General features: G+C 61.3%; 23 protein-coding genes. 20 read left to right on the top strand and 3 right to left on the bottom strand.

Annotated elements, in window-relative coordinates; translation table 11 throughout:
- Positions 1-9: 9 nt before the first annotated feature.
- From AC1RMF_RS07105 to AC1RMF_RS07145, 9 genes are all read left to right on the top strand, one after another.
- Positions 10-1167 carry a flagellar basal body P-ring protein FlgI gene (locus tag AC1RMF_RS07105; RefSeq protein ID WP_493140728.1) on the top strand — a complete coding sequence of 386 codons (1158 nt, stop codon included), beginning with the start codon at positions 10-12 and terminating at the stop codon, positions 1165-1167.
- Position 1168: 1 nt separating this feature from the next.
- Positions 1169-2071: a flagellar assembly peptidoglycan hydrolase FlgJ gene (flgJ, locus tag AC1RMF_RS07110; protein WP_493140730.1), complete on the top strand. Its 903-nt coding sequence runs from the start codon at positions 1169-1171 to the stop codon at positions 2069-2071.
- Between the two features lie 11 nt (positions 2072-2082).
- On the top strand, positions 2083-4005 hold the full coding sequence (flgK, locus tag AC1RMF_RS07115) for a flagellar hook-associated protein FlgK (protein WP_493140732.1): 1923 nt from the start codon (positions 2083-2085) through the stop codon (positions 4003-4005).
- Positions 4006-4025: 20 nt separating this feature from the next.
- Complete coding sequence (gene flgL / locus AC1RMF_RS07120) at positions 4026-5267, top strand: flagellar hook-associated protein FlgL (RefSeq protein WP_342619023.1); 1242 nt, start codon at positions 4026-4028, stop codon at positions 5265-5267.
- 127 nt (positions 5268-5394) lie between these two features.
- Complete coding sequence (locus tag AC1RMF_RS07125) at positions 5395-5637, top strand: hypothetical protein (protein WP_493140734.1); 243 nt, start codon at positions 5395-5397, stop codon at positions 5635-5637.
- Positions 5638-5737: 100 nt separating this feature from the next.
- Positions 5738-6091 carry a PAAR domain-containing protein gene (locus tag AC1RMF_RS07130; protein ID WP_493140736.1) on the top strand — a complete coding sequence of 118 codons (354 nt, stop codon included), beginning with the start codon at positions 5738-5740 and terminating at the stop codon, positions 6089-6091.
- Positions 6084-7250 carry a glycoside hydrolase family protein gene (locus AC1RMF_RS07135; protein WP_493140739.1) on the top strand — a complete coding sequence of 389 codons (1167 nt, stop codon included), beginning with the start codon at positions 6084-6086 and terminating at the stop codon, positions 7248-7250. The genes AC1RMF_RS07130 and AC1RMF_RS07135 overlap by 8 nt, the downstream gene beginning before the upstream one ends.
- Positions 7237-7650: a lysozyme inhibitor LprI family protein gene (locus AC1RMF_RS07140; protein WP_493140741.1), complete on the top strand. Its 414-nt coding sequence runs from the start codon at positions 7237-7239 to the stop codon at positions 7648-7650. Before AC1RMF_RS07135 ends, AC1RMF_RS07140 begins: the two co-directional genes overlap by 14 nt.
- 63 nt (positions 7651-7713) lie before the next feature.
- Positions 7714-8160, top strand: a complete 447-nt coding sequence (locus AC1RMF_RS07145) for a hypothetical protein (protein WP_493140743.1) — start codon at positions 7714-7716, stop codon at positions 8158-8160.
- Positions 8161-8367: 207 nt separating this feature from the next.
- Here the strand turns inward: AC1RMF_RS07145 and AC1RMF_RS07150 are convergent, their stop codons facing one another.
- A complete protein-coding gene (locus AC1RMF_RS07150) occupies positions 8368-9795 on the bottom strand; it encodes an aminotransferase-like domain-containing protein (RefSeq protein WP_493140745.1) in 1428 nt (475 codons plus the stop codon).
- Between the two features lie 142 nt (positions 9796-9937).
- On the opposite strand from AC1RMF_RS07150, the gene AC1RMF_RS07155 reads away from it, so the two are divergent.
- From AC1RMF_RS07155 to AC1RMF_RS07190, 8 genes are all read left to right on the top strand, one after another.
- Positions 9938-10888 (top strand): DMT family transporter, encoded by a 951-nt coding sequence (locus tag AC1RMF_RS07155; protein WP_493140748.1) that lies wholly within the window; start codon positions 9938-9940, stop codon positions 10886-10888.
- Positions 10885-11484, top strand: a complete 600-nt coding sequence (locus tag AC1RMF_RS07160; RefSeq protein ID WP_493140750.1) for a LysE family translocator — start codon at positions 10885-10887, stop codon at positions 11482-11484. The genes AC1RMF_RS07155 and AC1RMF_RS07160 overlap by 4 nt, the downstream gene beginning before the upstream one ends.
- Positions 11485-11554: 70 nt before the next feature.
- Complete coding sequence (locus AC1RMF_RS07165; protein WP_493140752.1) at positions 11555-12784, top strand: aminotransferase-like domain-containing protein; 1230 nt, start codon at positions 11555-11557, stop codon at positions 12782-12784.
- Position 12785: 1 nt separating this feature from the next.
- A complete protein-coding gene (locus tag AC1RMF_RS07170) occupies positions 12786-13406 on the top strand; it encodes a glutathione S-transferase family protein (protein ID WP_493140756.1) in 621 nt (206 codons plus the stop codon).
- A gap of 21 nt (positions 13407-13427) precedes the next feature.
- Positions 13428-14381, top strand: a complete 954-nt coding sequence (locus tag AC1RMF_RS07175; protein WP_493140758.1) for a PhzF family phenazine biosynthesis protein — start codon at positions 13428-13430, stop codon at positions 14379-14381.
- Between the two features lie 8 nt (positions 14382-14389).
- Positions 14390-15313 carry a pyridoxal-phosphate dependent enzyme gene (locus tag AC1RMF_RS07180; protein ID WP_493140760.1) on the top strand — a complete coding sequence of 308 codons (924 nt, stop codon included), beginning with the start codon at positions 14390-14392 and terminating at the stop codon, positions 15311-15313.
- 11 nt (positions 15314-15324) lie between these two features.
- Positions 15325-15771, top strand: a complete 447-nt coding sequence (locus AC1RMF_RS07185; protein ID WP_493140762.1) for a DUF3291 domain-containing protein — start codon at positions 15325-15327, stop codon at positions 15769-15771.
- Complete coding sequence (locus AC1RMF_RS07190; RefSeq protein WP_493140764.1) at positions 15768-16469, top strand: aspartate/glutamate racemase family protein; 702 nt, start codon at positions 15768-15770, stop codon at positions 16467-16469. Before AC1RMF_RS07185 ends, AC1RMF_RS07190 begins: the two co-directional genes overlap by 4 nt.
- Before the next feature lie 31 nt (positions 16470-16500).
- On the opposite strand, the gene AC1RMF_RS07195 is transcribed toward AC1RMF_RS07190, so the two are convergent.
- Complete coding sequence (locus AC1RMF_RS07195; protein WP_493140766.1) at positions 16501-17028, bottom strand: GNAT family N-acetyltransferase; 528 nt, start codon at positions 17026-17028, stop codon at positions 16501-16503.
- A 284-nt stretch (positions 17029-17312) separates the two neighbouring features.
- Between AC1RMF_RS07195 and AC1RMF_RS07200 the strand changes: the two genes are divergently transcribed.
- The 3 genes from AC1RMF_RS07200 to AC1RMF_RS07210 are packed head-to-tail and all read left to right on the top strand — an operon-like array spanning position 17313 to position 20479.
- Complete coding sequence (locus tag AC1RMF_RS07200; protein ID WP_493140769.1) at positions 17313-18389, top strand: homoserine dehydrogenase; 1077 nt, start codon at positions 17313-17315, stop codon at positions 18387-18389.
- A 37-nt stretch (positions 18390-18426) separates the two neighbouring features.
- Positions 18427-19779 carry an MATE family efflux transporter gene (locus tag AC1RMF_RS07205; RefSeq protein WP_493140771.1) on the top strand — a complete coding sequence of 451 codons (1353 nt, stop codon included), beginning with the start codon at positions 18427-18429 and terminating at the stop codon, positions 19777-19779.
- A gap of 25 nt (positions 19780-19804) precedes the next feature.
- The gene (locus AC1RMF_RS07210; RefSeq protein ID WP_493140773.1) at positions 19805-20479 is read left to right on the top strand and encodes a histidine phosphatase family protein; all 675 of its coding nucleotides are present in this window, start codon (positions 19805-19807) and stop codon (positions 20477-20479) included.
- 7 nt (positions 20480-20486) lie between these two features.
- Here AC1RMF_RS07210 and AC1RMF_RS07215 read toward each other — a convergent pair whose 3' ends face one another.
- Positions 20487-21329: a creatininase family protein gene (locus AC1RMF_RS07215; protein WP_493140775.1), complete on the bottom strand. Its 843-nt coding sequence runs from the start codon at positions 21327-21329 to the stop codon at positions 20487-20489.
- Between the last annotated feature and the right edge of the window lie 13 nt (positions 21330-21342).

The raw sequence follows: 21342 nt of genomic DNA on the forward strand, positions 1-21342 counted from the left end.
ACTCAGCACATGAAAACCCAGACGCACACCCTTTCAGGCACCGGCCAGCAGCAGCTGCTCAGGCTGTGGGTGGCGCTCGGGCTGGCCCTATGCGGCCTTTTTTTCACTCCCTGGGCACAGGCTGCGCGCGTCAAGGAAATCGCCTCCATTGAGGGCGTTCGCAGCAACCAGTTGACCGGATTCGGACTGGTCGTGGGCCTGGATGGAACCGGTGACCAGACCACCCAGATGCCCTACACCACCCAGGGACTGGCCAATTACCTGCGGCAACTCGGTTTGACCTTGCCCGCCGCACAGCTGACCCAGTTGCAAATGAAGAACGTGGCCGCCGTGTTGGTCACGGCCCAGCTCCCCGCCTTTGCACGCCCTGGCCAAAGCATGGATGTCAGCGTCTCGTCTATTGGCAACGCCAAGTCGGTCAAGGGCGGCACACTGATCGCCACGCCGCTCAAAGGCGCCGATGGTGAGGTCTATGCCATGGCCCAGGGCAACATCATCGTGGCCGGCGCCGGTGCTTCGTCCGGCGGCAGCAAGGTCACGGTCAATCATCTGGGCGTGGGCCGCATTCCGGACGGCGCCCAGGTGGAACGTGCCGTGCCCACCCCTCTGCTGGAGGGCAACAGCATCAGCCTGAGCCTGAACGCATCCGACTTTCAAACCGCGCGCAAGGTGGCAGCTGCAGTGAACCAGCACTTTGGCGCAGGCATCGCTGCCGCGCTGGACGGACGCACGGTGCAGGTGCAGGTTCCCCCCGGTCCGAATGACCGCGTCAGCTTCATTGCCGAGATGGAAGAGTTGCCGGTCGAGTCTTCCGTCCAGTCCGCCAAGGTAATCATCAATGCACGCACCGGCTCCATCGTGCTCAACCAGGCCGTCACACTGGGTGCCTGCGCCATCGCGCACGGCAACCTGTCCATCAGCATCTCCTCCACTCCTTCCGTGAGCCAGCCCGGTGCTTTTTCCGGTGGCCAAACGGTAACCACCGAAAAGGCCAATATCGACATCAAGTCCGAACCCGGCAAACTGATCCAGCTGCCTGCGGCCGCGCAACTGGCGGACGTGGTCAAGGCACTCAACTCGCTGGGAGCCACGCCACAGGACCTGCTGGCCATATTGCAGGCCATCAAGTCGGCTGGCGCCCTGAACGCGGAACTGGAGGTCATCTGACATGAGCTACGGTTCCATCAACGGCACTTCTGCATTCAGCCAGAGCCTGGCTGCCGATGCGCAGTCGCTGGGCAATTTGAAGATGGAAGCCGGCAAGAGCACACCCGAATCCATCAAGGAAACGGCCAAGCAGTTTGAGTCGCTGTTCATGAAGGAGCTGCTCAAGAGCATGCGCGACGCCAATGCAGCCATGAAGTCGGGCATGCTGGACAACGCTGGCAGCGACCTGGGAACCGACTTGCTGGACCAGCAGTTCTCGGTGCAGATGTCGGGCCAGCCCGGTGGATTGGCCGACCTGATCGCCGCCCAGCTCACACGCCAGATGGGGGCCTTTCCCGAAGGCACCAGCAAGCCCGCCACCACCACTCCGGCCATATCCGCCCCCGCCAGCAATGCAACCCCGGCAGCCAAGGTGAGCAAGTCACCCACGGCGGGCCAGGTGAACTTTGTGAACAAGCTTTCGGACGTGGCCGCCAAGGTCGAGCAGGAGACTGGCATACCGGCCAGCTACATGATCGGTCAGGCCGGGCACGAAACAGCCTGGGGCCAGCACGAAATCAGGAACAAAGGCGGCAGTCCGTCGTTCAACCTGTTTGGCATCAAGGCCGGTGCCGACTGGAAGGGCAAGGTGGCCGAAGTCACCACCACCGAATATGTCAACGGTGTGGCGCAAAAGCAGGTGGCCAAGTTCCGTTCCTACAACTCCTATGAAGAATCCTTCAAGGACTATGCCAAGCTGATTGGCGACAGTCCCCGCTATGCCAAGGTCAAGCTGGCCACCGCTTCGCCACAGGCCTTTGCCAGCGGACTGCAAAAGGCCGGTTACGCCACCGACCCCCAATACGCGGCCAAGCTGAGCCGGGCCATCAACACCACGCTGCAGCTGCGGCGGGTGCAAGTCTAGAGGGTTAGCACATGGGCATTCTCAACATCGGTTCGCAGGCCCTGCAGGCCAACCTGGTCGCGCTGCAGACCATTGGCAACAACATTGCCAACGTCAACACCCAGGGCTACTCGCGGCAGAACGTCTCCCTGGCAACGGTACAAGGCCAATACACCGGCAATGGCTACGTCGGCAAAGGCGTGACCGTCCAGACGATCACGCGCAACTACGACCAGTTCCTGGACCGCCAGTCCACCCTGGCCAGCGCCACCCAGGCCTCCGATGCAGTGCGCACGGATTACCTGAAACAGCTGAGCTCGATCTTTCAAGGCGGAACCAACGGCATCGGCCAGTCCATCAACGACATGTTGAACTCGTTTTCGGACGTGGCTTCGACCCCTACCGACATTACGGCCCGCACGGTGGCACTGACCCAGGTGGACGAAACCTCGCGCCGACTGCGTGAGGCGTCACAGAGCCTGGATGACCTGCAAACCGGCATCACCCAATCGCTGAACGAAAAGATCAACTCCGTCAATTCCATTGCCAAGCAGATCGCGGACGTCAACGGCAAGATTGCACTGGCCCAGTCCAGCGGCCAGCCGCCCAACGACTTGCTGGACCAGCGCGACCAGCTGGTACGTAATCTGAACCAGTATGTGCAAACCACTTCGCTGCCGGCCAGCGATGGCTCCATCGGCATTTTCATTGGCGGCAGCCAGTCCCTGGTGCTGGGCAACCAGGCAGCCACCATGTCCCTGGTCAAGGATGACTTCAGCAACGCACAGCAGTCCAAGATCGCCATCACCCGTGGTGGTATCAGCGTATCCATGGACGAAAACACGCTGGGCGGAGGCCAGGTATCGGGCCTGCTGCGCTTTCAGAACAGCGACCTGGTGGAAGGCCGCAACCTGCTGGGAAGATTGACGACATCCGTCACCACGGCGATGAACACGCAGCATCAGTTGGGCCTGGACCTGAACGGCAACCCGGGTGCCAACCTCTTCACGCCGGTGAGTGTGGACAACGTGCTGCAACCGGTGGCACCGGCGACGGTCAACGCCGGCACGGCAGACCTGCATCTGGCAATCAGCGACAGCACCAAGTTTGTTGCCTCGGACTACGAAATCACGTTTACGAGTGGTACGGCGGGAACGATCAAGCGGACCTCCGATGGCACGACCCAGAACTTTGATCTGGCCAGCCCTCCGGTAGTCGTAGACGGTCTCACTATCAGCAACGCAGGCGGCAATGCAGTAGCCGGCGACCGCTTCTACCTCAAGCCGTTCAGCTCGGCGGCCAACTCCATTTCCAGGGAGTTCTCCAACCCTGCTGCACTGGCCGTGGCAAGTCCCGTGGTCGGAAAGATGGGGACCAACAACACTGGCAGCCTGCAGTTGAGCAGTCTCACAGCAGGGGTCAACCCGCCGACCAATGTACCTGTCACGATCACTTTCACATCGTCCAACAGCTACACGCGCAGCGACGTTGCCGGCACCTTCACCTACACATCGGGACAAGCCATCCAGAGCGGCGATACGCCGAACTCGTGGACGCTGACACTGCAGGGCTCACCCAAGTCGGGGGACACCTTTGACGTTCGCAGCATTTCCGACCCAAGCCTCCACCTGGATCTCAAGTTGAATGGTGGCAACGCCACCAACATCATGAACCTGCGTGACGTGCCCACATTTGACGGGGCCGCCATGAGTGACGGTTACGCCGGCCTGATTTCGCAGATTGGCGTGCGGGCCCAGAGCGCCAGCTACGCGTCCCAGGTCTCCAGCAGCATTGCAACTACTGCCGAGCAAAACCGCACCGCCGTGTCGGGTGTCAACCTGGATGAAGAAGCGTCCAAGCTGCTGCAGTACCAGCAGGCCTACCAGGCTTCTGCAAAAATGGTGCAGGTTGCGCAAAGCATTTTCGACACCCTGATACAGACCCTTGGAGCCTGAGTTTCAGCAGGAGCGATCCCATGTCAATTACCGGACTTACCCGCCTCGGCTCTGCCAACGCCTACGACACCGTCATCGGCAACCTGGAAACGCGCCAGAGCAATCTCACCAAGATTCAGGAGCAGCTGTCCACCGGCAAGAAGATCACCACGCCCGGAGACGACCCCACCGGTGCCGCACAGGCAGAGCGTGCACTCAACCGCCTCTCCCGCATCGCAACCGATCAACGTGCGCTGGACGCACAGAAGAATGCAATCACCACGGCGGAAAGCACCCTGGGCGACATCACCGATGCGTTGCAACAGGTGCGCGACCTGGTGTCCAGCGCGGGCAACGCAAGCTACAGCAACGCGGAGCGCAAGACGGTGGCGAATCAAATTGCAGGCTTGAGCCAACGCATACTGAGTCTGGCCAATACGCAGGACAGCAATGGGCAGCCCCTGTTCGCGGCGCTGGGTAGCGCACTCAAGCCTTTTGCCGGTCCTGCCACCTCGCCCGATTACTCCTTCAACGGACTGCCCGGTACCAATGCCACCGGGACCTACACCATCCCTGCATCCCTGGACGGCGAGAGCGCCTTCATGCTGCAACCCGCACGTGACGCGGTGTACAACGTGCAGATCACTAATGGTGGCACTGCCCCCAACCTTGTCAGCTCGCCGGTCACCATGACCAATTCATCGCAGGTGAATGGTTCGTCGTATTCCATCCAGGTAACTGCTTTTGATCCGGTTGCCGGCACGGCCACCTACGACCTCACCGAGACGCCTACCTCGGGCTCGCCCACCACGACCAGCGGGATCACCGTTCCCTGGACCAAGGCCAGCGGATTCACCGTCACCGGAATGCAAGGCCTGACCATGAGCGTCAGCGGCACGCCCACGGTGGGCGACACCTTGAGCGTCACCCCGAACTCCAGCGTCTTCTCGACTGTGGACAAGGCGGCGAATGACATCGCCAACGCCACCACCAGTGCGGCTGCCAGCCAGGCCGTGGCACAGGCGCTGCACAACATCGACATCAGCTTGGGACGGATTTCCGCCGTACGCGGCCAGGCGGGCGACCTGCTCAACCGGGCGGACATCATCAGCAGCTCCAACGACAAGCGCAACATCGAGCAGGAGTCCAACCGCTCCGCCGCCGAAGACGCGGACATGGTGAAGACCATTTCGCAATTCCAGAACCAGACCACCGGCTACCAAGCCGCGCTGCAGTCCTACGCGCAGATCCAGAAGCTCTCGCTGTTCAACTACATCAGCTGATTCGGCTTTTGAATTGACGCCGATTGAGGTAGGTCAATTGGTGTGAGCGTGCCAGCGCGACATGCGCTTGAGCTTTGTCCGTGAGAGTGCGACCATATGGGTACTAACCCTAGATCTGGTGCCGCCCGTGTCCAACCCTTCGCATGACGTCAATCCGCGTCTCACTCTCGAGGACCGTCTTATTTACCCGCCCGCTTACGAAGCCATACGCCCATTCTTTGACCCCAGAACGCAATGGGGTCACGGTGCACAGGAACACCTGGCATTCCATACCCTTAAGGATCATTTCCCCGAACTCAGCTCGCAGGAGGTGTTCCTGATCATCGCGACTGCCAAGCGCCTGTTTGCCAATGGGCACGAACATATCTAGATCAAGGGGGCAAATCTTCGGACAAAGTGTCTTTAAACGGACAATTTTTCGAGTCTTTCGCTAGTTTCCGCCAGATGATCCGCCATTTAAGGAGAGTCAAATGGCAGATCAAAACCTATACATCGCCCTGGAAGGAGCCCGCACCCTCAAAGGCGGAATCGTCCGCGTCAATGACACAGACCGTCCGGGCTCGCCTGGCGAGTTTGTTGCACTGGTGGGGGACGAAGTGGTTTACCCCGACGGCAGCGTGGCCAAGATCACATCCGGTGCCGGTTTTGGCATGGCGTCCAATGGGCGGCCTAATGCCCTGGTAGGAAGCCACGTGAGTGGCGATGACCGCATCATCTGCTCTCCCGACTGCCGGGTAAAACTGGACATTGGAGACACGGGTTGGGTAGAGGGGCTGTTCGACCCCAATTATGTTTACCCCACCGAGGACGCACGCCATGACTGACTATGCGGGCCCTCGGCGCATCGGCGCTCTTATAGGTGACAAAACCACTGCCGGTGGTGTTGTCATTGAAGGAAGCAGCAACAGAACCTTTTATGGCAAAGGACTTGCACTTAACGGGCACAAAATCGACTGCCCCGCATGCGGCACTATCGGGCACATTCAGGTAGTTCCACCCCGTGACATTGAGGTTTGCGACGGGCGGGAATTTGCTTACGGCGGTGACCTGTGCATTTGTGGATGCAATCCACCTCCAAGACTTGTTACTTATAGCGAGCGTCGCTTCCACTTCAGCTTTTCTGATGAAGCATATGCCGACCCGGCCGCGGAGCCTTGGCTCATCCATGCGGGACTCAATCCTGCGGACTTCGCACTCCCCTTCGACGAGCAGTTCATGCTGCTGGATGCCAAAGGCAAAGCGCTGGTAGACACCTATTACTCAGTCAAATTGCCCGATGGCAAGGTCGTGCATGGCACGACAGACAGTAGCGGACTAACCCAGCGATACAAGACCGAGGGCGCTAAACACGTTGAAATTTACCTTGGGCATGTTGGTGTGAAATTCCCCGAGCCTTTGGCTTGGAGGAAAACCAATGTGAAATCGGATTCTTTTGTGGTGGCGAAGTCTGACAGGCTTGCGAAGCCGTGGAAAATTACCAATATGGGTCTTGAGTTTATGGCGGTGTTGGAGAGCGGCGTTGTAAATGGAAAGAATTTTCTTAATAAGGACGTTATTTCCGGAATGATTCTTGAGGTCTACGATGATGGATATCACATACCGACCGTTGGCATGGGACACAAAGTCGTCCCTGCCGATCATTTAACAATAGGCGAAAAAATTACACTTGACCAAGCTAGGGAATTTACGCGAAAGGACATTGCTGGGGTTGAGGTGGCAATAAATAAACTTGTTGCCGTTCCACTCTACCAATACGAGTATGACTCTCTGGTCTCAATTCTTTTTAATACTGGAATTTATCTCAACAAAAAGCACGACACTGGCGACGAGTCCCGTGCTCAAAGAGTCGCCAATATGGTGAACGGTGGGGATTACAAGTCAGCGTCAGAATTATTGGGAATATTCTTTATAGATCGCGTCCCAAGCAGGAGAAAGTTAGAGGCAAGACTATTCAAAACAGGTGTATACGATGCGAATCATTAATGCAGTTCTCGGCCTTGGTTTACTCGCAGCCTCTCACTCATCCAAAACCGAGGAATTGGTCAATATGGCTGCCGTTTGCAGCAACCCAATTGCTGAACAACAAATAATATTCTGCAAAAGAGCCGCGTTAAAAGCTAGCGAACAGAGCCTATCCAAGGCATTCTCCAAGTCACTGAAAAGCTATCAAGAAAACGACAAAGAAATATTACTTAAGAACAACCTTCCGCCTGCAAGCAACCATTTTGAAACTGCGCAACAGTCTTGGATTAGGTTTAAAAATGAATCGTGCAAGGCCGATTATAACTACGCAGGAGATGGGGAGTTACGTGAAATAGAGTTTATAGACTGTCTGATGAAGTTTAATTATGAAAGAATAAAGACTCTAAAAAACCAAAAGTAAAATAACATGCATATGCAATGCACCACTCCTACAAAAGGCATTAGTACTAGCATTGCGTTCCTCATGCTGTCTGCGATTGGGGCAGCAACAGCAGAAGACCTATCACAGATCAACCCAGTAGGAACATATTCTTTGCGTTCAAAGATGGAGAGGATTTCAATACAAAACAGCGGCGAGGCGCCCAAATCCAAATATGTACCCACTGGCTTCTCTGGAGAGATAAAGGTGACTCGCGTTGACGAAGATCATATACTTGTTGACTTGAACGGTAACAAAGGTTTCCCTAGTTTCAATCAAGGAAAATTTACGACAACCATCGCCTACAAAAACAATACGGCGGTTTACACACCCTTGGAATACGATAAGTCATGTGTCATAACCATGAAATTCGAAAAAACCGCCGTTATTGTTTCGCAAGTCTCAGATGATCCTAATACAGCTTGCGGTTTTGGTCATGCGGTTGCAGTTGATGGTGTATATAAAAAGCATCATCAAAAAACCCTCAGATAAGCACTCTCGCTATGGAGCAATCACGGTGGTAACTCCTTCTGTGCGCCGCAATCGTTATTCCTTCTTTTGTCTGTGAGCCAGGGCTGCCGCCCTGGCCAAGACCGACTCGATGATTAATGAGGTACTACTCAATCGCCATTGCATGACTGACATGACAAATCAACGTATTCAAGAATTAACCTGTTCGAATAACTAAGCCCCCCCCGACTACTCCGCACACAAACGCTTGAGCGTCTCCCAGAACACTGGCTCCTGTGTGGTGGCAAAGTTGATGCGCATCAGGCTGCTGGGCGTGCGTTGGGCGTGGAACAGCGCGCCGGGCGCCAGCAGGTAGCCCTCGTCCAGCATGCGCTGCGATAGCGCGTCGGTGTCCACGCCGGTCTCCACCCAACCAAACAGGCCCGTCGGTTCTGAGGCAAATGTGAACCCGTGCGCCAGCGCCAGTGCCACGCTGCGCGTGCGGGCGCCATCGAGCCGCAGGCGTATGCGCTCGGCGTGGCGGCGTATCTGCCCCTGCTCCACACACCAGGCCAATGCCTTCTCCAGCAAGGCCGGTGTCGTCAGCGTGGATAGCAGTTTGGTATCCAGCAGCCGCTCCACGAGGTCCTGCGGCGCGGCCATGTAGCCCACGCGCCAGTTGGGCGCCAGGATCTTGGCAAAGCCGCCCACGTAGATGGTGCGCTGCAGCCCGTCCAGGGCGCACAGGCGGGTGGAATGTTCGGGCGCAAAGTGGCTGTAGGTATCGTCCTCCACCACATGGAAGTTGTGCGCATTGGCCAGTTGCAGGATGCGGTGCGCGCTGGTCGGGTTGAGGCTGTAGCCGGTCGGGTTGTGCAGCACGCTCACGCTCACGAACAGCTTTGGCGCGTGGGCCTGGGCGTAGCGTTCCATCACCTCCAGATCCGGCCCTTCGGCACGGCGTGGCACCGGCAGTATGCGCATGCCCAGTGCATCCAGGCGGGCAAATTCCACCGCCCAGCCGGGCTCCTCCACCATGACGTAGTCCCCGGCCTTGAGCAGCGTGCGGCTGACGATGTCCAGCGCGTGGGTGGCGCCAATGGTGGTGATGATTTGCGCCGGAGTGGCCTGCACGGCAACGTTCTTGAGCTTCTGCGAGATGGCCCGGCGCAGCCCGGTGTCGCCGGCAGGTTCACCGTATTGCAGCGACAGGTCGTTGAGTTCCCGCACATTGCAGAACCGCCGCACCGCGCTGGACAGAAAGGAGCTCTGCAGCCACTCCTGCGGCAGCACACCCATGCCCGGCTGCGGCTTGTCACTCACAGCGTGGAACATGCCGCGAATCAGGGTGGTGGCGTTCAGCGGCGGCGGGTGTGGCGTTGCGCCAGCCTGCGTCACATCCCCTGCACCGACCTCAGAAGTACTGACTGGCTCGCCCGGATGGCGCACGCTTTCCCGTACATAGAAGCCGCGGTTACGCCTGGCCTCTACCAGCCCTTGGGCCAGCAACTGGTCGTAAGCCCCCACCACGGTGGACGGACTCACACCCTGCTGCTGCGCACATTGGCGCACCGAAGGCAGTCGTGCGCCTGGCGCCAGCAGGCGATCCCGAATGCGCTGGGCAAAGCGCTGTGCCAGTTGTTCGGTCAGCGATTGCGCGCTGCTTTTCATCAGCATGGGTAAATCCTTACGTACTTGTGCCAGTTCTGCCAGCAGTACAGTTCAAAAAATGTTCATAAAAACTGTACTGCAAGTGTATTGATTTTGCACGTACAGTGGAAGCCATGCGCCACACGCCCCCTACCCTCCAGGCATTCCCATGAAAAAAGAAACACGGGGTATGTGGCTGGGCGTTCTGGGCGTGGCCATCTTTGCCGTCACCTTGCCGATGACGCGTCTGGCCACCGGCACGCCGCAAGACCCGCAGCTCTCGGCCTGGTTCATCACCTTCGCCCGCGCCGCCCTTGCTGGCGGCCTGTCGCTGGTATTCCTGGGGCTGACGCGCTCACCCCTGCCTACCGCTGCACAACGCAAACCCCTGTTCATGGCCATGCTGGGCAACGCGCTGGGATTTCCGCTGCTGCTGGGCTTTGCCCTGCGACACGTCACCTCCGGCCATGCCGCTGTATTCACTGCACTCTTGCCCCTTGCCACCGCCGCCATGGCCGCCTGGGTGCTGCACCAGCGCGCCCGTCTGGGCTTCTGGGTCTGCGCCGGTCTGGGGGCGCTGCTGGTAATGGCGTTTTCCTTGATGCGGGCCTACCAGCATACGCAAGGTTTCGCGCTGGAGTGGGCAGACCTGCTGCTGCTGGGCGCCATTCTTTCCGCCGCCGTGGGCTATGTATACGGCGCCCAGGTGACGCCGCAGCTGGGTGCCGAGCGGGTGATCTGCTGGGTCTGCGTGATGACATTGCCCTTTAGCGTTCCGGGCGCCCTGCTCAACTGGCCCGCGGGCAGCATCCACACCGCGTCGTGGTTTGCGCTGGCCTACGTGGGCGTCTTCTCCATGTGGGCGGGCTTCTTTGCCTGGTACCGCGGCCTGGCTATCGGTGGCGCACTGCGCGTAAGCCAGGTGCAGTTGTTGCAGCCGTTCTTCAGCATTCTGGCTGCCGTCCCCCTGCTGGGCGAAATGCTGGAGCCGGTCACCCTGGGCTTTGCCCTGGCCGTGGTGGCCGTGGTGTTTCTGGGCAAGCGGCTGGCCAGCAGCCCAGCGCCCACACAACAACCCCGCGAGATATCCGCGCCGCTTGGCGCAAAGGCACCCACATGAACGACGAACTGCTTGTTGCCGCCAGCCTGTTTGCCGTGGTCAGCCTGATCACACCCGGACCCAACAACACCATGGTCCTTACTTCGGGGGTGAACTTCGGCCTGCAGCGCACGCTGCCCCATTTGCTGGGCATCTGCATTGGCTTTGGCCTGATGCAGGTGCTGGTGGGCCTGGGCCTGCACACCGTGCTCGGGCAATACCCGTCGGTGCTGGAAATCCTGCGCTATGTGGGCGGCGCCTACATGCTGTGGCTGGCCTGGAAACTGGCGACCTCGCGTGCTGCACCCAACGAGGTTGCGGCTGGTTCGCGGCCCCTGGGTTTTTGGGGTGCAGCTGCATTCCAGTGGGTCAACCCCAAAGCCTGGGTGATGTGCATGACCGCCATGACCGCCTATCTGCCCGCCCACGCCAGCACCACCCAGGTACTCATGCTGGGCAGCATGTTCATGGTGCTGGGTATCCCCTGCGTGGGGACCTGGGCGGCCTTTGGCAGTAGCATGCGCAGATTCCTGCAAGACCCCCTGAAGCTGCGCATCTTCAACAACGCAATGGCACTGGCCCTGGTGGCCTCGCTGTATCCCATGCTGATGACATGACGCCGACTCCGGGTTACGCACAACAACACCTGACTTCACCCTCCATCCATAACAACAGAAAGCACACTGCATGAGCACTGCCAAATCCCCATGGACTCTTTCCGCCCGCGCGGCCAAGATGAACCCGTCCGTGATCCGAGAAATCCTCAAGGTCACCGAACGACCCGGCATCATCAGCTTTGCCGGTGGCCTGCCCTCGGCCAAGACGTTTCCCGTGGCGGAATTTGAAGCAGCGTGCGCCAAAGTACTGCGCGACGATCCCAGTGGCGCACTGCAGTACGCCGCCAGCGAAGGCTATGCGCCACTGCGCGAGATGGTGGCAGCCAACTTGACGAAACAGGCCAGCGAACAGGGCCAGAACTGGGACGTCAACCCCTCCCAGGTATTGATCACCACCGGCTCCCAACAAGGTCTGGATCTGGTGGCCAAGATCCTGGTGGACGAAGGTAGTCGCGTGCTGGTGGAGTCGCCCACCTATCTGGGCGCGGTGATGGCCTTCACCCCCATGGAGCCTGAAGTGGTGAGCGTGGAGAGTGACGACCAAGGCATTGACTTGGCCGATCTGCGCGCCAAGGCGCAGGGTGCCCGTTTCCTCTATGTGCTGCCCAACTTCCAGAACCCGACCGGACGCACCATGTCCGAAGCGCGCCGTGCCGCACTCAGCACAACGGCTGCCGAGCTGGGCCTGCCGCTGATGGAAGACAACCCGTATGGCGACCTGTGGTTCGACACGCCGCCGCCAGCTTCGCTGACGTCGCGCAACCCCGAAGGCGGCATCTACCTGGGCTCGTTCTCCAAGGTGCTGGCACCGGGCTTGCGCATGGGCTTCATCGTGGCGCCCCAGGCGGTGTACCCCAAGCTGCTGCAAGCCAAGCAGGCTGCCGACCTGCACAGCCCCGGCTTCAACCAGCGGATGATTTACGAGGTGATGCAGGACGGCTTTCTGGACCGCCACGTGCCCACCATACGCGCGCTCTACAAGACCCAGCGCGACGCCATGCTGCAGGCACTGGCCAGCCACTTTCCGGATACGGCCACACAGCCCGAGCAATCCCTGACCTGGAATACGCCTGCGGGCGGCATGTTCCTGTGGGCACGTCTGCCCGCAGGCATGAACGCGGTGGAGCTGTTGCCCCATGCAGTGGACAAGGGCGTGGCCTTTGTGCCGGGCGCACCGTTCTACGCCAGCCATGCCGACGGGCGCAGCATGCGCCTGAGCTTTGTCACCCCCAGCGTGGAAGAGATTCACCGGGGTGTGGCAGCATTGGCATCCGCCATCAAGGAACAACAAGGACGCTGACATGCTGCATATCTGGGGTCGCCTGAGTTCGCTCAACGTTCGCAAAGTCGTGTGGGCCGCGCAGGAAGTGGGCGTACCCTTCCAGCGCACCGATGCGGGACTGAGTTACGGCGTAGTGAAGACGCCCGAGTACCGCTCCATGAACCCGAACAGCGAAGTGCCCACCATCCAGGATGGCGAACTGGTGCTGTGGGAGTCCAACGTCATCGTGCGCTATCTCTGCGCCAAGCATGCCAACGGCACGCTGTATCCGCAGGACCTACCCACACGCTTTGATGCCGAGCGCTGGATGGACTGGCAACAGACCACCTTCAACCGCTTCGCCGCCACGGCCTTCGTGCAATGGTTTCGCACCCCCGCAGAGAAGCGCGACATGGCGGCCATTGCCCAATCTGTAGAAGCCACGCAGCCGCTACTGGCAATGCTAGACGCCCACCTGGCCCGTCAGGCCTACATGGCCGGCGACCACTTCACCATGGCCGACATTCCGCTGGGCTGCGACGTGCAACGCTGGCTGGGCCTGCCTGAGCAACATCCCGCATTGCCAAACCTGCGGCGCTGGATAGCCACCCTGCTGCAACGTTCAGGCGCCAAGGGCGTGCTGGACCTGCCCTTGTCCTGAACCTGCACATCGGGTCCCACCATGCCGCACCAACGCCCCTTCAAACAGGTCGACGTCTTCACTGCACGCCCCTATTACGGCAACGCCCTGGCCGTGGTGCTGGATGCCAGCGGCATGAGCGACGACGCCATGCAGCGCTTTGCCGCCTGGACCAATCTGGCCGAAACCACCTTCCTGCTGCCACCCACGCCTGAGGCGGCGGCGGCCGGTGCGGATTACCAGGTGCGCATCTTCACCACCGCGTACGAGATGCCCTTTGCCGGTCACCCCACGCTGGGCAGTTGCCATGCCTGGCTGGAGCACGGCGGCACACCCAAAGACCCGGCGCGCATCGTGCAGCAGTGCAAGGTCGGCCTGGTGGCCATTCGGCCCGAAGGCCGGCGCCTGGCGTTTGCCGCACCGCCGCTTGCGCGCTGCGCCATCGCGCCGGAGCTGTTGCCTGCACTGCTGGCGGCCCTGGGGCTGCAAGCAGAGCAACTGGTCGCCAGCCAGAGACTGGTCAACGGCCCACAATTCTTCGGCCTGCTGGTGGACAGCGCGGACACCGTGCTCTCCCTCAAGCCAGACGCTGCCGCCATCCGCGCAGTGCTGGCACAGGGCGGATGCAGCGGCGTTGGCATTGCGGCCGTCGAGCAGGAGAGCGGCAGCCATGGGCTGATCAAACGCTCGAACCGCGAGGCGCGCGCCTTCGGCGGCACAGCAGCTGCTGCGCCCACGGACAACGCCCAGCCCAGTGTGGAAGTGCGCATGTTTGTCAGCGACCTGGCGGTGTCGGAAGACCCCATCACCGGCAGCTTCAACGCCAGCCTCGCCCAATGGCTGATTGCCGACGGACACGCGCCTTCCAGCTATGTCGCAGCCCAAGGAACCCGCATAGGGCGCGAGGGACGGGTGCACATTCACCAGGACGCGTCCGGCCAAGTCTGGGTTGGCGGGGACAGCGTCACCTGTATCAACGGTCAAGTTCTTCTTTAACGCCATCCATGCCTTTGCACATTGCCACTCCACTGGTTCAATCCAACCCTCTGTCCCATGCCGCAGGACGTTCCGTCTGGCTCAAGCTCGAAGCCCTGCAGCCGCCCGGATCCTTCAAGATCCGCGGCATAGGCGCCGCCTGCGAACACTATGCACAGCACGGCGCCAAGCGCTTTGTATCGTCCAGCGGCGGCAATGCCGGTCTGGCCGTGGCTTATGCAGGTCGCCATCTGTCCATTCCCGTGACCGTGGTGGTCCCGTCCACCACCTCGGAGCGTGCCAAAGACCTGCTGCGCCAGGAAGGTGCCGAGGTCACCGTGCATGGCGCCAGCTGGCAGGAAGCCAATGCGCTGGCGCAGTCGCTGCTGACCGGCACCGACGCCTTTCTGCATCCGTTTGACAACCCGCTGCTGTGGAGCGGCCACGCCAGCATGATTGATGAAGTCGCAGCCAGCGGCGTGCGGCCCGATGCCGTGGTGCTGTCGGTTGGTGGCGGCGGATTGCTGGCCGGTGTCATGGAAGGCCTGGCGCGCAACGGCTGGGGCGATGTGCCGGTGCTGGCCGTGGAAACGCACGGCGCCGCGTCCCTGCACGCCGCCATGCAGGCTGGCGAGCGCGTGACGCTGGATGCCATCACCAGCATTGCCACCTCCCTGGGCGCACGCCAGGTCTGTGAAAAAGCTTTCGATCTGGGCCAAAGCGGCAAGGTGCACAGCGTGCTGGTGTCGGACCAGGAGGCCGTGGAGGCCTGCAACCGCTTTCTGGACGACCACCGCTTGCTGGTGGAGCCGGCCTGTGGTGCTGCGCTGGCCGCGGTGTACGGCAACGCCGCTGCACTTGCCCCCTATCGCAATGTGCTGGTGATCGTGTGCGGTGGCGCCACGGCCACTGCGGGCAATCTGCAGCAATGGGCCCGGCAGCTGGCCGCCTAGCAAGGAACACCATGGCCGCCTACCACCTCGCCCAACTCAACATCGCGCAAATGCGCACGCCCATGGACTCGCCCGAGATGGCCGACTTTGTCGCCAACCTGGACCGTATCAATGCGCTGGCCGACAGCGCGCCGGGCTTTGTTTGGCGCCTGGCAGGTGAGGATGGCAACGCCACCGCGTTTCGCCCCTTTGGTGACGACACACTGGTCAACCTGTCGGTGTGGGACAGCGTGGACGCCTTGGGCGCGTTCGTCTACAAGACGGCACATGTGGAAATCATGAAGCGGCGCAAGGAGTGGTTCGACCGCATGGAGCAGGCCTATATGGTGCTGTGGTGGGTACCCGCCGGCCACCGTCCCGATGAGGCCGAGGCCAAGGAGCGGCTGCAGACCCTGCGCACCCTGGGCCCGACCGACAAGGCCTTCACCTTCAAACAGCCTTTCCCCGCGCCGCGATGAAGACCATTGGCCTCATCGGTGGCATGAGCTGGGAGTCCACTGCGCTCTACTACCGCCAGATCAACGAAGCGGTCAAGCAGCGCCTGGGTGGACTGCACTCGGCCAAGCTGATTCTGCTGAGTGTGGACTTTGCCGAGATCGAAGTGCTGCAGCGCGCCGGCGACTGGCAGGCCGCCGGTGAAATCCTGGCGCAGGCAGCACGCACGCTGCAGATCGCTGGAGCCGACTTTCTGGTGCTGTGTACCAACACCATGCACAAGGTGGCGTCTGCCATCGAGGCCGCGGCCACCATCCCCCTGCTGCATGTGGCAGACCCTACGGCACAGGCTATCCGGGCAGCCGGTTTTTCCAAGGTGGGACTAATCGGCACGCGCTTCACCATGGAGCAGAGTTTCTACAAGGACCGCCTGATCCAGCGGCACGGACTGCAGGTACTGCTGCCCGATGAGGCCGATCGCGCCACCGTGCACCGCATCATCTTTGAGGAACTGTGCCTGGGCAAAACCCTGGACAGTTCGCGCCAGGAATACCGCCGCGTCATGCAGAAGCTGGTAGACCAGGGCGCAGAGGCCATCATCCTGGGTTGCACGGAGATCACCCTGCTGGTGGCGGCAGAAGATGCAACCGTACCGTTGTTCGATACCACCGGCCTGCATGCGCAGGCGGCGGCAGAGGTGGCGTTGGAGCAGACCGGCTGACCTGCGCGGCACCGCTATCGACGCATTCCCGTCACAGACTGCACCCCATAAACCGCCACCTTCCGCGAAACTGGACGGGAACCTCTGTCTCCTCATAGGCCGCACAGTCGACAAAGCCGCAGACTTCGTACGCTCTGTGCGCAGAAGTCATGAAAGGCGCAGAGTCCAGGAGTACGCGCTCATATCCGAAAGCACGCGCGTCTGACAACAAGCGTCTGAGCATCCGTTCTCCCAATTTGTTGCCTCTGTATTGCGGGCTGAAATAAATGCGTTTGATTTCCGCTGTGCCTTTGCGCAGATAGCGCAGACCACCCATGCCTGCCAGGCTTCCAGCCACATAGACCAGGTAGAAAATCCCCTTGGGAGGTGGATCACCACAGACCTTGTCGATAACGGCTGCAACGTACTCGTTCACCGACACACCTGCAATGTCGTTCATGGGTACGGCGAAATACGCCTCGATTTCCCCGAATGCCCAAGTCATGTATTCGAGGTTGAGATTGATGAGTGCGGCGCGGTCCCGTACTGCATCAGCAACTGTGAATTCCACGTGGGGCATAGGCTTCCTTCTTTTGACCTCGTCGGGGCGGGTGGGGTCAGTGTACGAGGGTCGCTTTGCTACACTGCGTGCATGTTCTGCAAGCCTTTCTCCGATGCCTTCACTGCCCCGCAACGGGCCTTGAATGCCACACCCGCCTCCGTGCGAACGGAGCTTGCACGCAATACCACCATTACCACCACGGCCACCTGAGTCGTGCAGGTGGCCGTCCCGGCTGCCTTCTGGTGTCTCTTCAAACAGTTCCCAGCCCAGGCAGTTGGGTTTTCAACTGTCTGGAGAGAAAGATGTTTCAAGCAGTCACAAGTACAAATCATGGCACCGTTCCTTTCCACGCGGAACATGCGCCGCTGCGGGTAGGCCTGCTCGGCCTGGGCACGGTCGGCGGAGGCACCTACCGTGTGCTCATGCGCAATCAGGCACTCATCGCGGCGCGCTGTGGCCGAGCCATCACCATCACTGCGGTCGCGGTTCGCAATACAGCGCGGGCGCAAGCGAAGGTTGGGTCTGAGGTGCGGGTGCTGTCGGACCCGTTCGCTCTGGTGAACCTGCCCGACATCGACGTGGTGGTAGAGACCATGGGCGGCACCACGCTAGCCAAGGAGCTGGTGTTGCAAGCCATTGCCAGCGGCAAGCATGTGGTCACTGCCAACAAGGCGCTGCTGGCCGAACAGGGCGCGGAGGTATTTGCAGCGGCGCAGGCGTGCGGCGTGATCGTGGCGTATGAGGGCGCGGTGGCTGTGGCCATTCCCATCGTCAAGGCCTTGCGCGAGGGCCTGGCCGCCAATCGCGTGGAAAGCGTTACCGGCATCCTCAACGGCACCACCAACTTCATCCTGACCGAAATGCAGGATAAGGGTGTGGACTTTGACACGGCCTTGCGCGAAGCACAGGCGCGCGGCTTTGCCGAAGCTGATCCGCACCTGGACGTGCAAGGCATTGACGCCGCGCACAAGCTTTGCCTGCTAGCGGCGATTGCGTTTGGCACGCCCATCTCGCTCGCGCAGGTGGACGTGCAGGGCATAGCGCACCTGCAGCCACGTGACATGGAAGAGGCCAAGCAACAGGGCTGCCGCATCAAGCTGCTGGCCGTAGCCAAGCGGGATACACATGGCCTCCACCTGTCGGTCCGGCCGACGCTGGTACCGGCGCAGGACTGGCTGGGCTGCGTGAGCGGCTCCATGAACGGCATCCTGGTACGCAGCGACGCGGCAGGCGACACGTTTTATTACGGCGCAGGCGCAGGTTCCGAACAGACCGCCTCCGCCGTGATTGCCGATCTGGTGGATGTGGCAAGGGCGATGCACTGCCCGCCGCAGTTTCGCGTTCCCTACCTAGGCACCCCGATACAAAGCTTCTCCTGAAAGCGGTTTTTCCAATCCATGACACACTGCGCCCCCTATGACCCGTACCGCAACCAGCGTCCCTGCAGCACCCGCCCGCTACTTGAGTGGCTCCCTGTTCCACCATGTGTTCGTCATGGCCGGTACCGGGGCCATCGGGCTGGTGGCGGTGTTTGCGGTGGACCTGATCAACCTGTTCTACATCTCGCTGCTGGGTGAAAAGGAGATTGCGGCAGCGGTGGGCTTTGCCGGGGTGGTGGCGTTTTTCCATACCTCGATCTGCATCGGTCTGATGATTGGCATCACCGCCTGCGTGGCCCGAGCCATTGGTGCCGGCCACATGCAGGACGCGCGCCGCATGGCAACCCACAGCCAGCTGATCATGGTGGCCATCGCTGCCGTATTGGGCCTGGGCACGGTGCTGGTACTACCGGCACTGCTGAATGCGCTGGGTGCCACCGGGGAAGTGGCGCGACTGGCGCAGCGCTATCTCACGGTGACCATGCCTTCGGTACCGCTGCTCGGCATCGGCATGGCCACCTCGGCCCTGCTGCGTTCGGTAGGCGATGCGCGACGCTCCATGTGGGTGACGCTGGGCGCGGCTGCGGTCACTGCCTGTCTGGACCCGCTGTTCATTTTCGTGTTCGGCCTGGGTTTGGATGGCGCCGCCATTGTCTCGGTGATTGCACGCTGCGTCATGGTGGGCTTGGGCGCGTTCGGTGTGTGGCGTGTGCATCACATGCTGGGGCCGGTCGAGTGGCAGCACTTCTCCGCCGACGCCCGCGCGCTCTCGGCCATTGCCGCACCCGCAGTGCTTTCCAACCTGGCCACGCCGGTGGGCGCTGCCTTTGTGACGCACAGCGTGGCGCAGTTCGGCCCGTCCGCCGTGGCCGGGCAGGCCACCGTGGACCGCATCACACCGGTTGCTTTCGGGCTCATCTATTCCCTCAGCGGTGCGGTCGGTCCCATCCTGTCACAGAACCTGGGCGCCCGACAGTTCGAACGCGTGCGCGCCTGCATGCGTGCCAGCCTGTGGTTCATGGCGCTGGCGGTAGGCGCCGCTTGGTTGCTGCTAGCGCTGCTGCAAGGCCTGCTGATACGCGCGTTTTCTCTGGAAGGCGTGGCAGCCGAGATGGTGCACGCGTTCTGCTCCTGGATTTGCGCCAGCTTTCTGTTTGCCGGAGCCCTGTTCGTAGCCAATGCGGCGTTCAACAACCTGGGGCGCCCGCTGTGGTCCACCGGTTTCAACTGGGCGCGTGCCACCCTGGGCACCATTCCTTTTGCCTGGTGGGGCGCACACTACGGCCCGGTGCAGGTGATGGCCGGGCAAGGTGCCGGGCTGGTGATCTTCGGCACCCTGGCCATGCTGACCGCCCAGTGGCTGACGCGGCGCTTTGGCGACACGCACTGAGGCCCAGGTCTCTTACAGTGCAGCCATGGGAACTCTCTATCTGGTCCGCCATGGACAAGCCTCGCTGGGCGCCGACGACTACGACAACCTGAGCGGCCTGGGCCAGCGCCAGTCGGTGCGCCTGGGCGAATACCTGGCCCACAAGGGTTTGCAGTTCGACGCGGTCTATATCGGCAGCCTCAAACGCCATGCGCAGACCTGGGCCGGCATTGCACAGGGCATGGGAAGCACCCAGTCGCTGGAGCCCAGCGTGCGCACGGGCCTCAACGAGTACAACAGCGAAGCGGTGATCCGCAGCACCTCCACCGAACCCGCGCCACGCCCGACCACACCCGAGTCCGTGCGTGCGCATTTCCTGCGCCTGCGCAACGGCCTGCAGCAATGGGCCGCAGGCAGCGTCACGCCCGAAGGCATGCTGCCCTATCGAGACTTTGCAGCGGGTGTGGCCGAAGTGCTTGCGCTGATACGTAGCCAGCACAGCGGCAATGTGCTGCTGGTCAGCAGCGGCGGGCCGATTGCCACAGCGGTGGCGCTGACCCTGGGCACCAGCCCCGAGGCGTTTGTGGAGCTCAATATGCGCATCCGCAACACGGCGCTCACCGAATTTGCGTTCACGCCCAAGCGCCAGGCCTTGCTCACCTTCAATACCCTGCCCCATCTGGACGCAGCGCCCTACGCCGACTGGGCCAGCTACTCCTGAGAGCGGATTACAGCCGCGGCTTGTCGACCAGGGTAGTCATGGGGAGCTGGTGCAGCTCGGCCAGCAGTTGCGCCAGGGCGCGGCCTGCCGCGTCGAGCACGCTGCGGCCTTTTTCCGCAGTGGCAGCCGCCGCATTGCCCACCGCACCGGCCGGGTTGTAGTCCTGGGTTTGCCAGGCCAGCTTGGCGCTCTTGCCATTGCCCAGGATGGCGTACTGGCTGGCGCGCTCCTGCGAAGTGGAGGCAAAGTTCTGCGCGTGCTCCATATCCACGGCCTGCGGCTGCAGCGCCAGCATCATGGAAGTCTCTATGTCTCCGGCGTGGATGCCGAAGCGGTGCTCGTCGGCACTGAATTGCGCATTCACATCTTCGCCGTTTGGCCCGACGAGCGGCAAGCCAAACCAGTTGACGCTGTAGACCAGCATGCCCAGCCGCGCGCGCAGGTCACGTGCCACCACATCAAGCAAACCCACCTGGCCGCCATGCGAATTGAGCAGCACCAGCTTGCGCACACCGGCGGCGGCCACGCTTTCGCCGATGTCGGTCCACAGGCGGATCAGCGTTTCGGACTTGAGTGTCAGCGTACCCGCATAGGCTGCATGCTCCGGGCTGAAGCCCACGGCCTGCGTGGGCAGGAACAGGGCCGGCACATCGGTGGCCAGCTGCGGCAATGTGGCGGCGATCACACCGTCCACCAGCGCGGTGTCCACGCACAGCGGCAAGTGCGGGCCATGCTGCTCAGTGGCCGCCAGCGGCAGCACGGCGATGATCTGCGGCATGCGGCCATGGGCCTGCGCTTGCGCAAAGTCGCGCGCCGTCCAGTCCGCCCAGAAACGTGATGTGGTTCTCATAGGTCTATCTTAG

The sequence above is a fragment of the Rhodoferax sp. GW822-FHT04A08 genome, from assembly GCF_058801025.1.

Excerpts from the sequence above, each read along its gene's own strand:
- AC1RMF_RS07145 (WP_493140743.1), top strand. The coding sequence starts at position 7,714 with ATGCTGTCTGCGATTGGGGCAGCAACAGCAGAAGACCTATCACAGATC.
- AC1RMF_RS07155 (WP_493140748.1), top strand. The coding sequence starts at position 9,938 with ATGAAAAAAGAAACACGGGGTATGTGGCTGGGCGTTCTGGGCGTGGCC.
- flgL (WP_342619023.1), top strand. The coding sequence starts at position 4,026 with ATGTCAATTACCGGACTTACCCGCCTCGGCTCTGCCAACGCCTACGAC.
- AC1RMF_RS07160 (WP_493140750.1), top strand. The coding sequence starts at position 10,885 with ATGAACGACGAACTGCTTGTTGCCGCCAGCCTGTTTGCCGTGGTCAGC.
- AC1RMF_RS07210 (WP_493140773.1), top strand. The coding sequence starts at position 19,805 with ATGGGAACTCTCTATCTGGTCCGCCATGGACAAGCCTCGCTGGGCGCC.
- AC1RMF_RS07190 (WP_493140764.1), top strand. The coding sequence starts at position 15,768 with ATGAAGACCATTGGCCTCATCGGTGGCATGAGCTGGGAGTCCACTGCG.
- AC1RMF_RS07150 (WP_493140745.1), bottom strand. The coding sequence starts at position 9,795 with ATGCTGATGAAAAGCAGCGCGCAATCGCTGACCGAACAACTGGCACAG.
- AC1RMF_RS07185 (WP_493140762.1), top strand. The coding sequence starts at position 15,325 with ATGGCCGCCTACCACCTCGCCCAACTCAACATCGCGCAAATGCGCACG.
- AC1RMF_RS07180 (WP_493140760.1), top strand. The coding sequence starts at position 14,390 with ATGCCTTTGCACATTGCCACTCCACTGGTTCAATCCAACCCTCTGTCC.
- AC1RMF_RS07130 (WP_493140736.1), top strand. The coding sequence starts at position 5,738 with ATGGCAGATCAAAACCTATACATCGCCCTGGAAGGAGCCCGCACCCTC.
- AC1RMF_RS07215 (WP_493140775.1), bottom strand. The coding sequence starts at position 21,329 with ATGAGAACCACATCACGTTTCTGGGCGGACTGGACGGCGCGCGACTTT.
- flgJ (WP_493140730.1), top strand. The coding sequence starts at position 1,169 with ATGAGCTACGGTTCCATCAACGGCACTTCTGCATTCAGCCAGAGCCTG.
- flgK (WP_493140732.1), top strand. The coding sequence starts at position 2,083 with ATGGGCATTCTCAACATCGGTTCGCAGGCCCTGCAGGCCAACCTGGTC.
- AC1RMF_RS07140 (WP_493140741.1), top strand. The coding sequence starts at position 7,237 with ATGCGAATCATTAATGCAGTTCTCGGCCTTGGTTTACTCGCAGCCTCT.
- AC1RMF_RS07200 (WP_493140769.1), top strand. The coding sequence starts at position 17,313 with ATGTTTCAAGCAGTCACAAGTACAAATCATGGCACCGTTCCTTTCCAC.
- AC1RMF_RS07105 (WP_493140728.1), top strand. The coding sequence starts at position 10 with ATGAAAACCCAGACGCACACCCTTTCAGGCACCGGCCAGCAGCAGCTG.
- AC1RMF_RS07195 (WP_493140766.1), bottom strand. The coding sequence starts at position 17,028 with ATGCCCCACGTGGAATTCACAGTTGCTGATGCAGTACGGGACCGCGCC.
- AC1RMF_RS07165 (WP_493140752.1), top strand. The coding sequence starts at position 11,555 with ATGAGCACTGCCAAATCCCCATGGACTCTTTCCGCCCGCGCGGCCAAG.
- AC1RMF_RS07205 (WP_493140771.1), top strand. The coding sequence starts at position 18,427 with ATGACCCGTACCGCAACCAGCGTCCCTGCAGCACCCGCCCGCTACTTG.
- AC1RMF_RS07170 (WP_493140756.1), top strand. The coding sequence starts at position 12,786 with ATGCTGCATATCTGGGGTCGCCTGAGTTCGCTCAACGTTCGCAAAGTC.
- AC1RMF_RS07135 (WP_493140739.1), top strand. The coding sequence starts at position 6,084 with ATGACTGACTATGCGGGCCCTCGGCGCATCGGCGCTCTTATAGGTGAC.
- AC1RMF_RS07175 (WP_493140758.1), top strand. The coding sequence starts at position 13,428 with ATGCCGCACCAACGCCCCTTCAAACAGGTCGACGTCTTCACTGCACGC.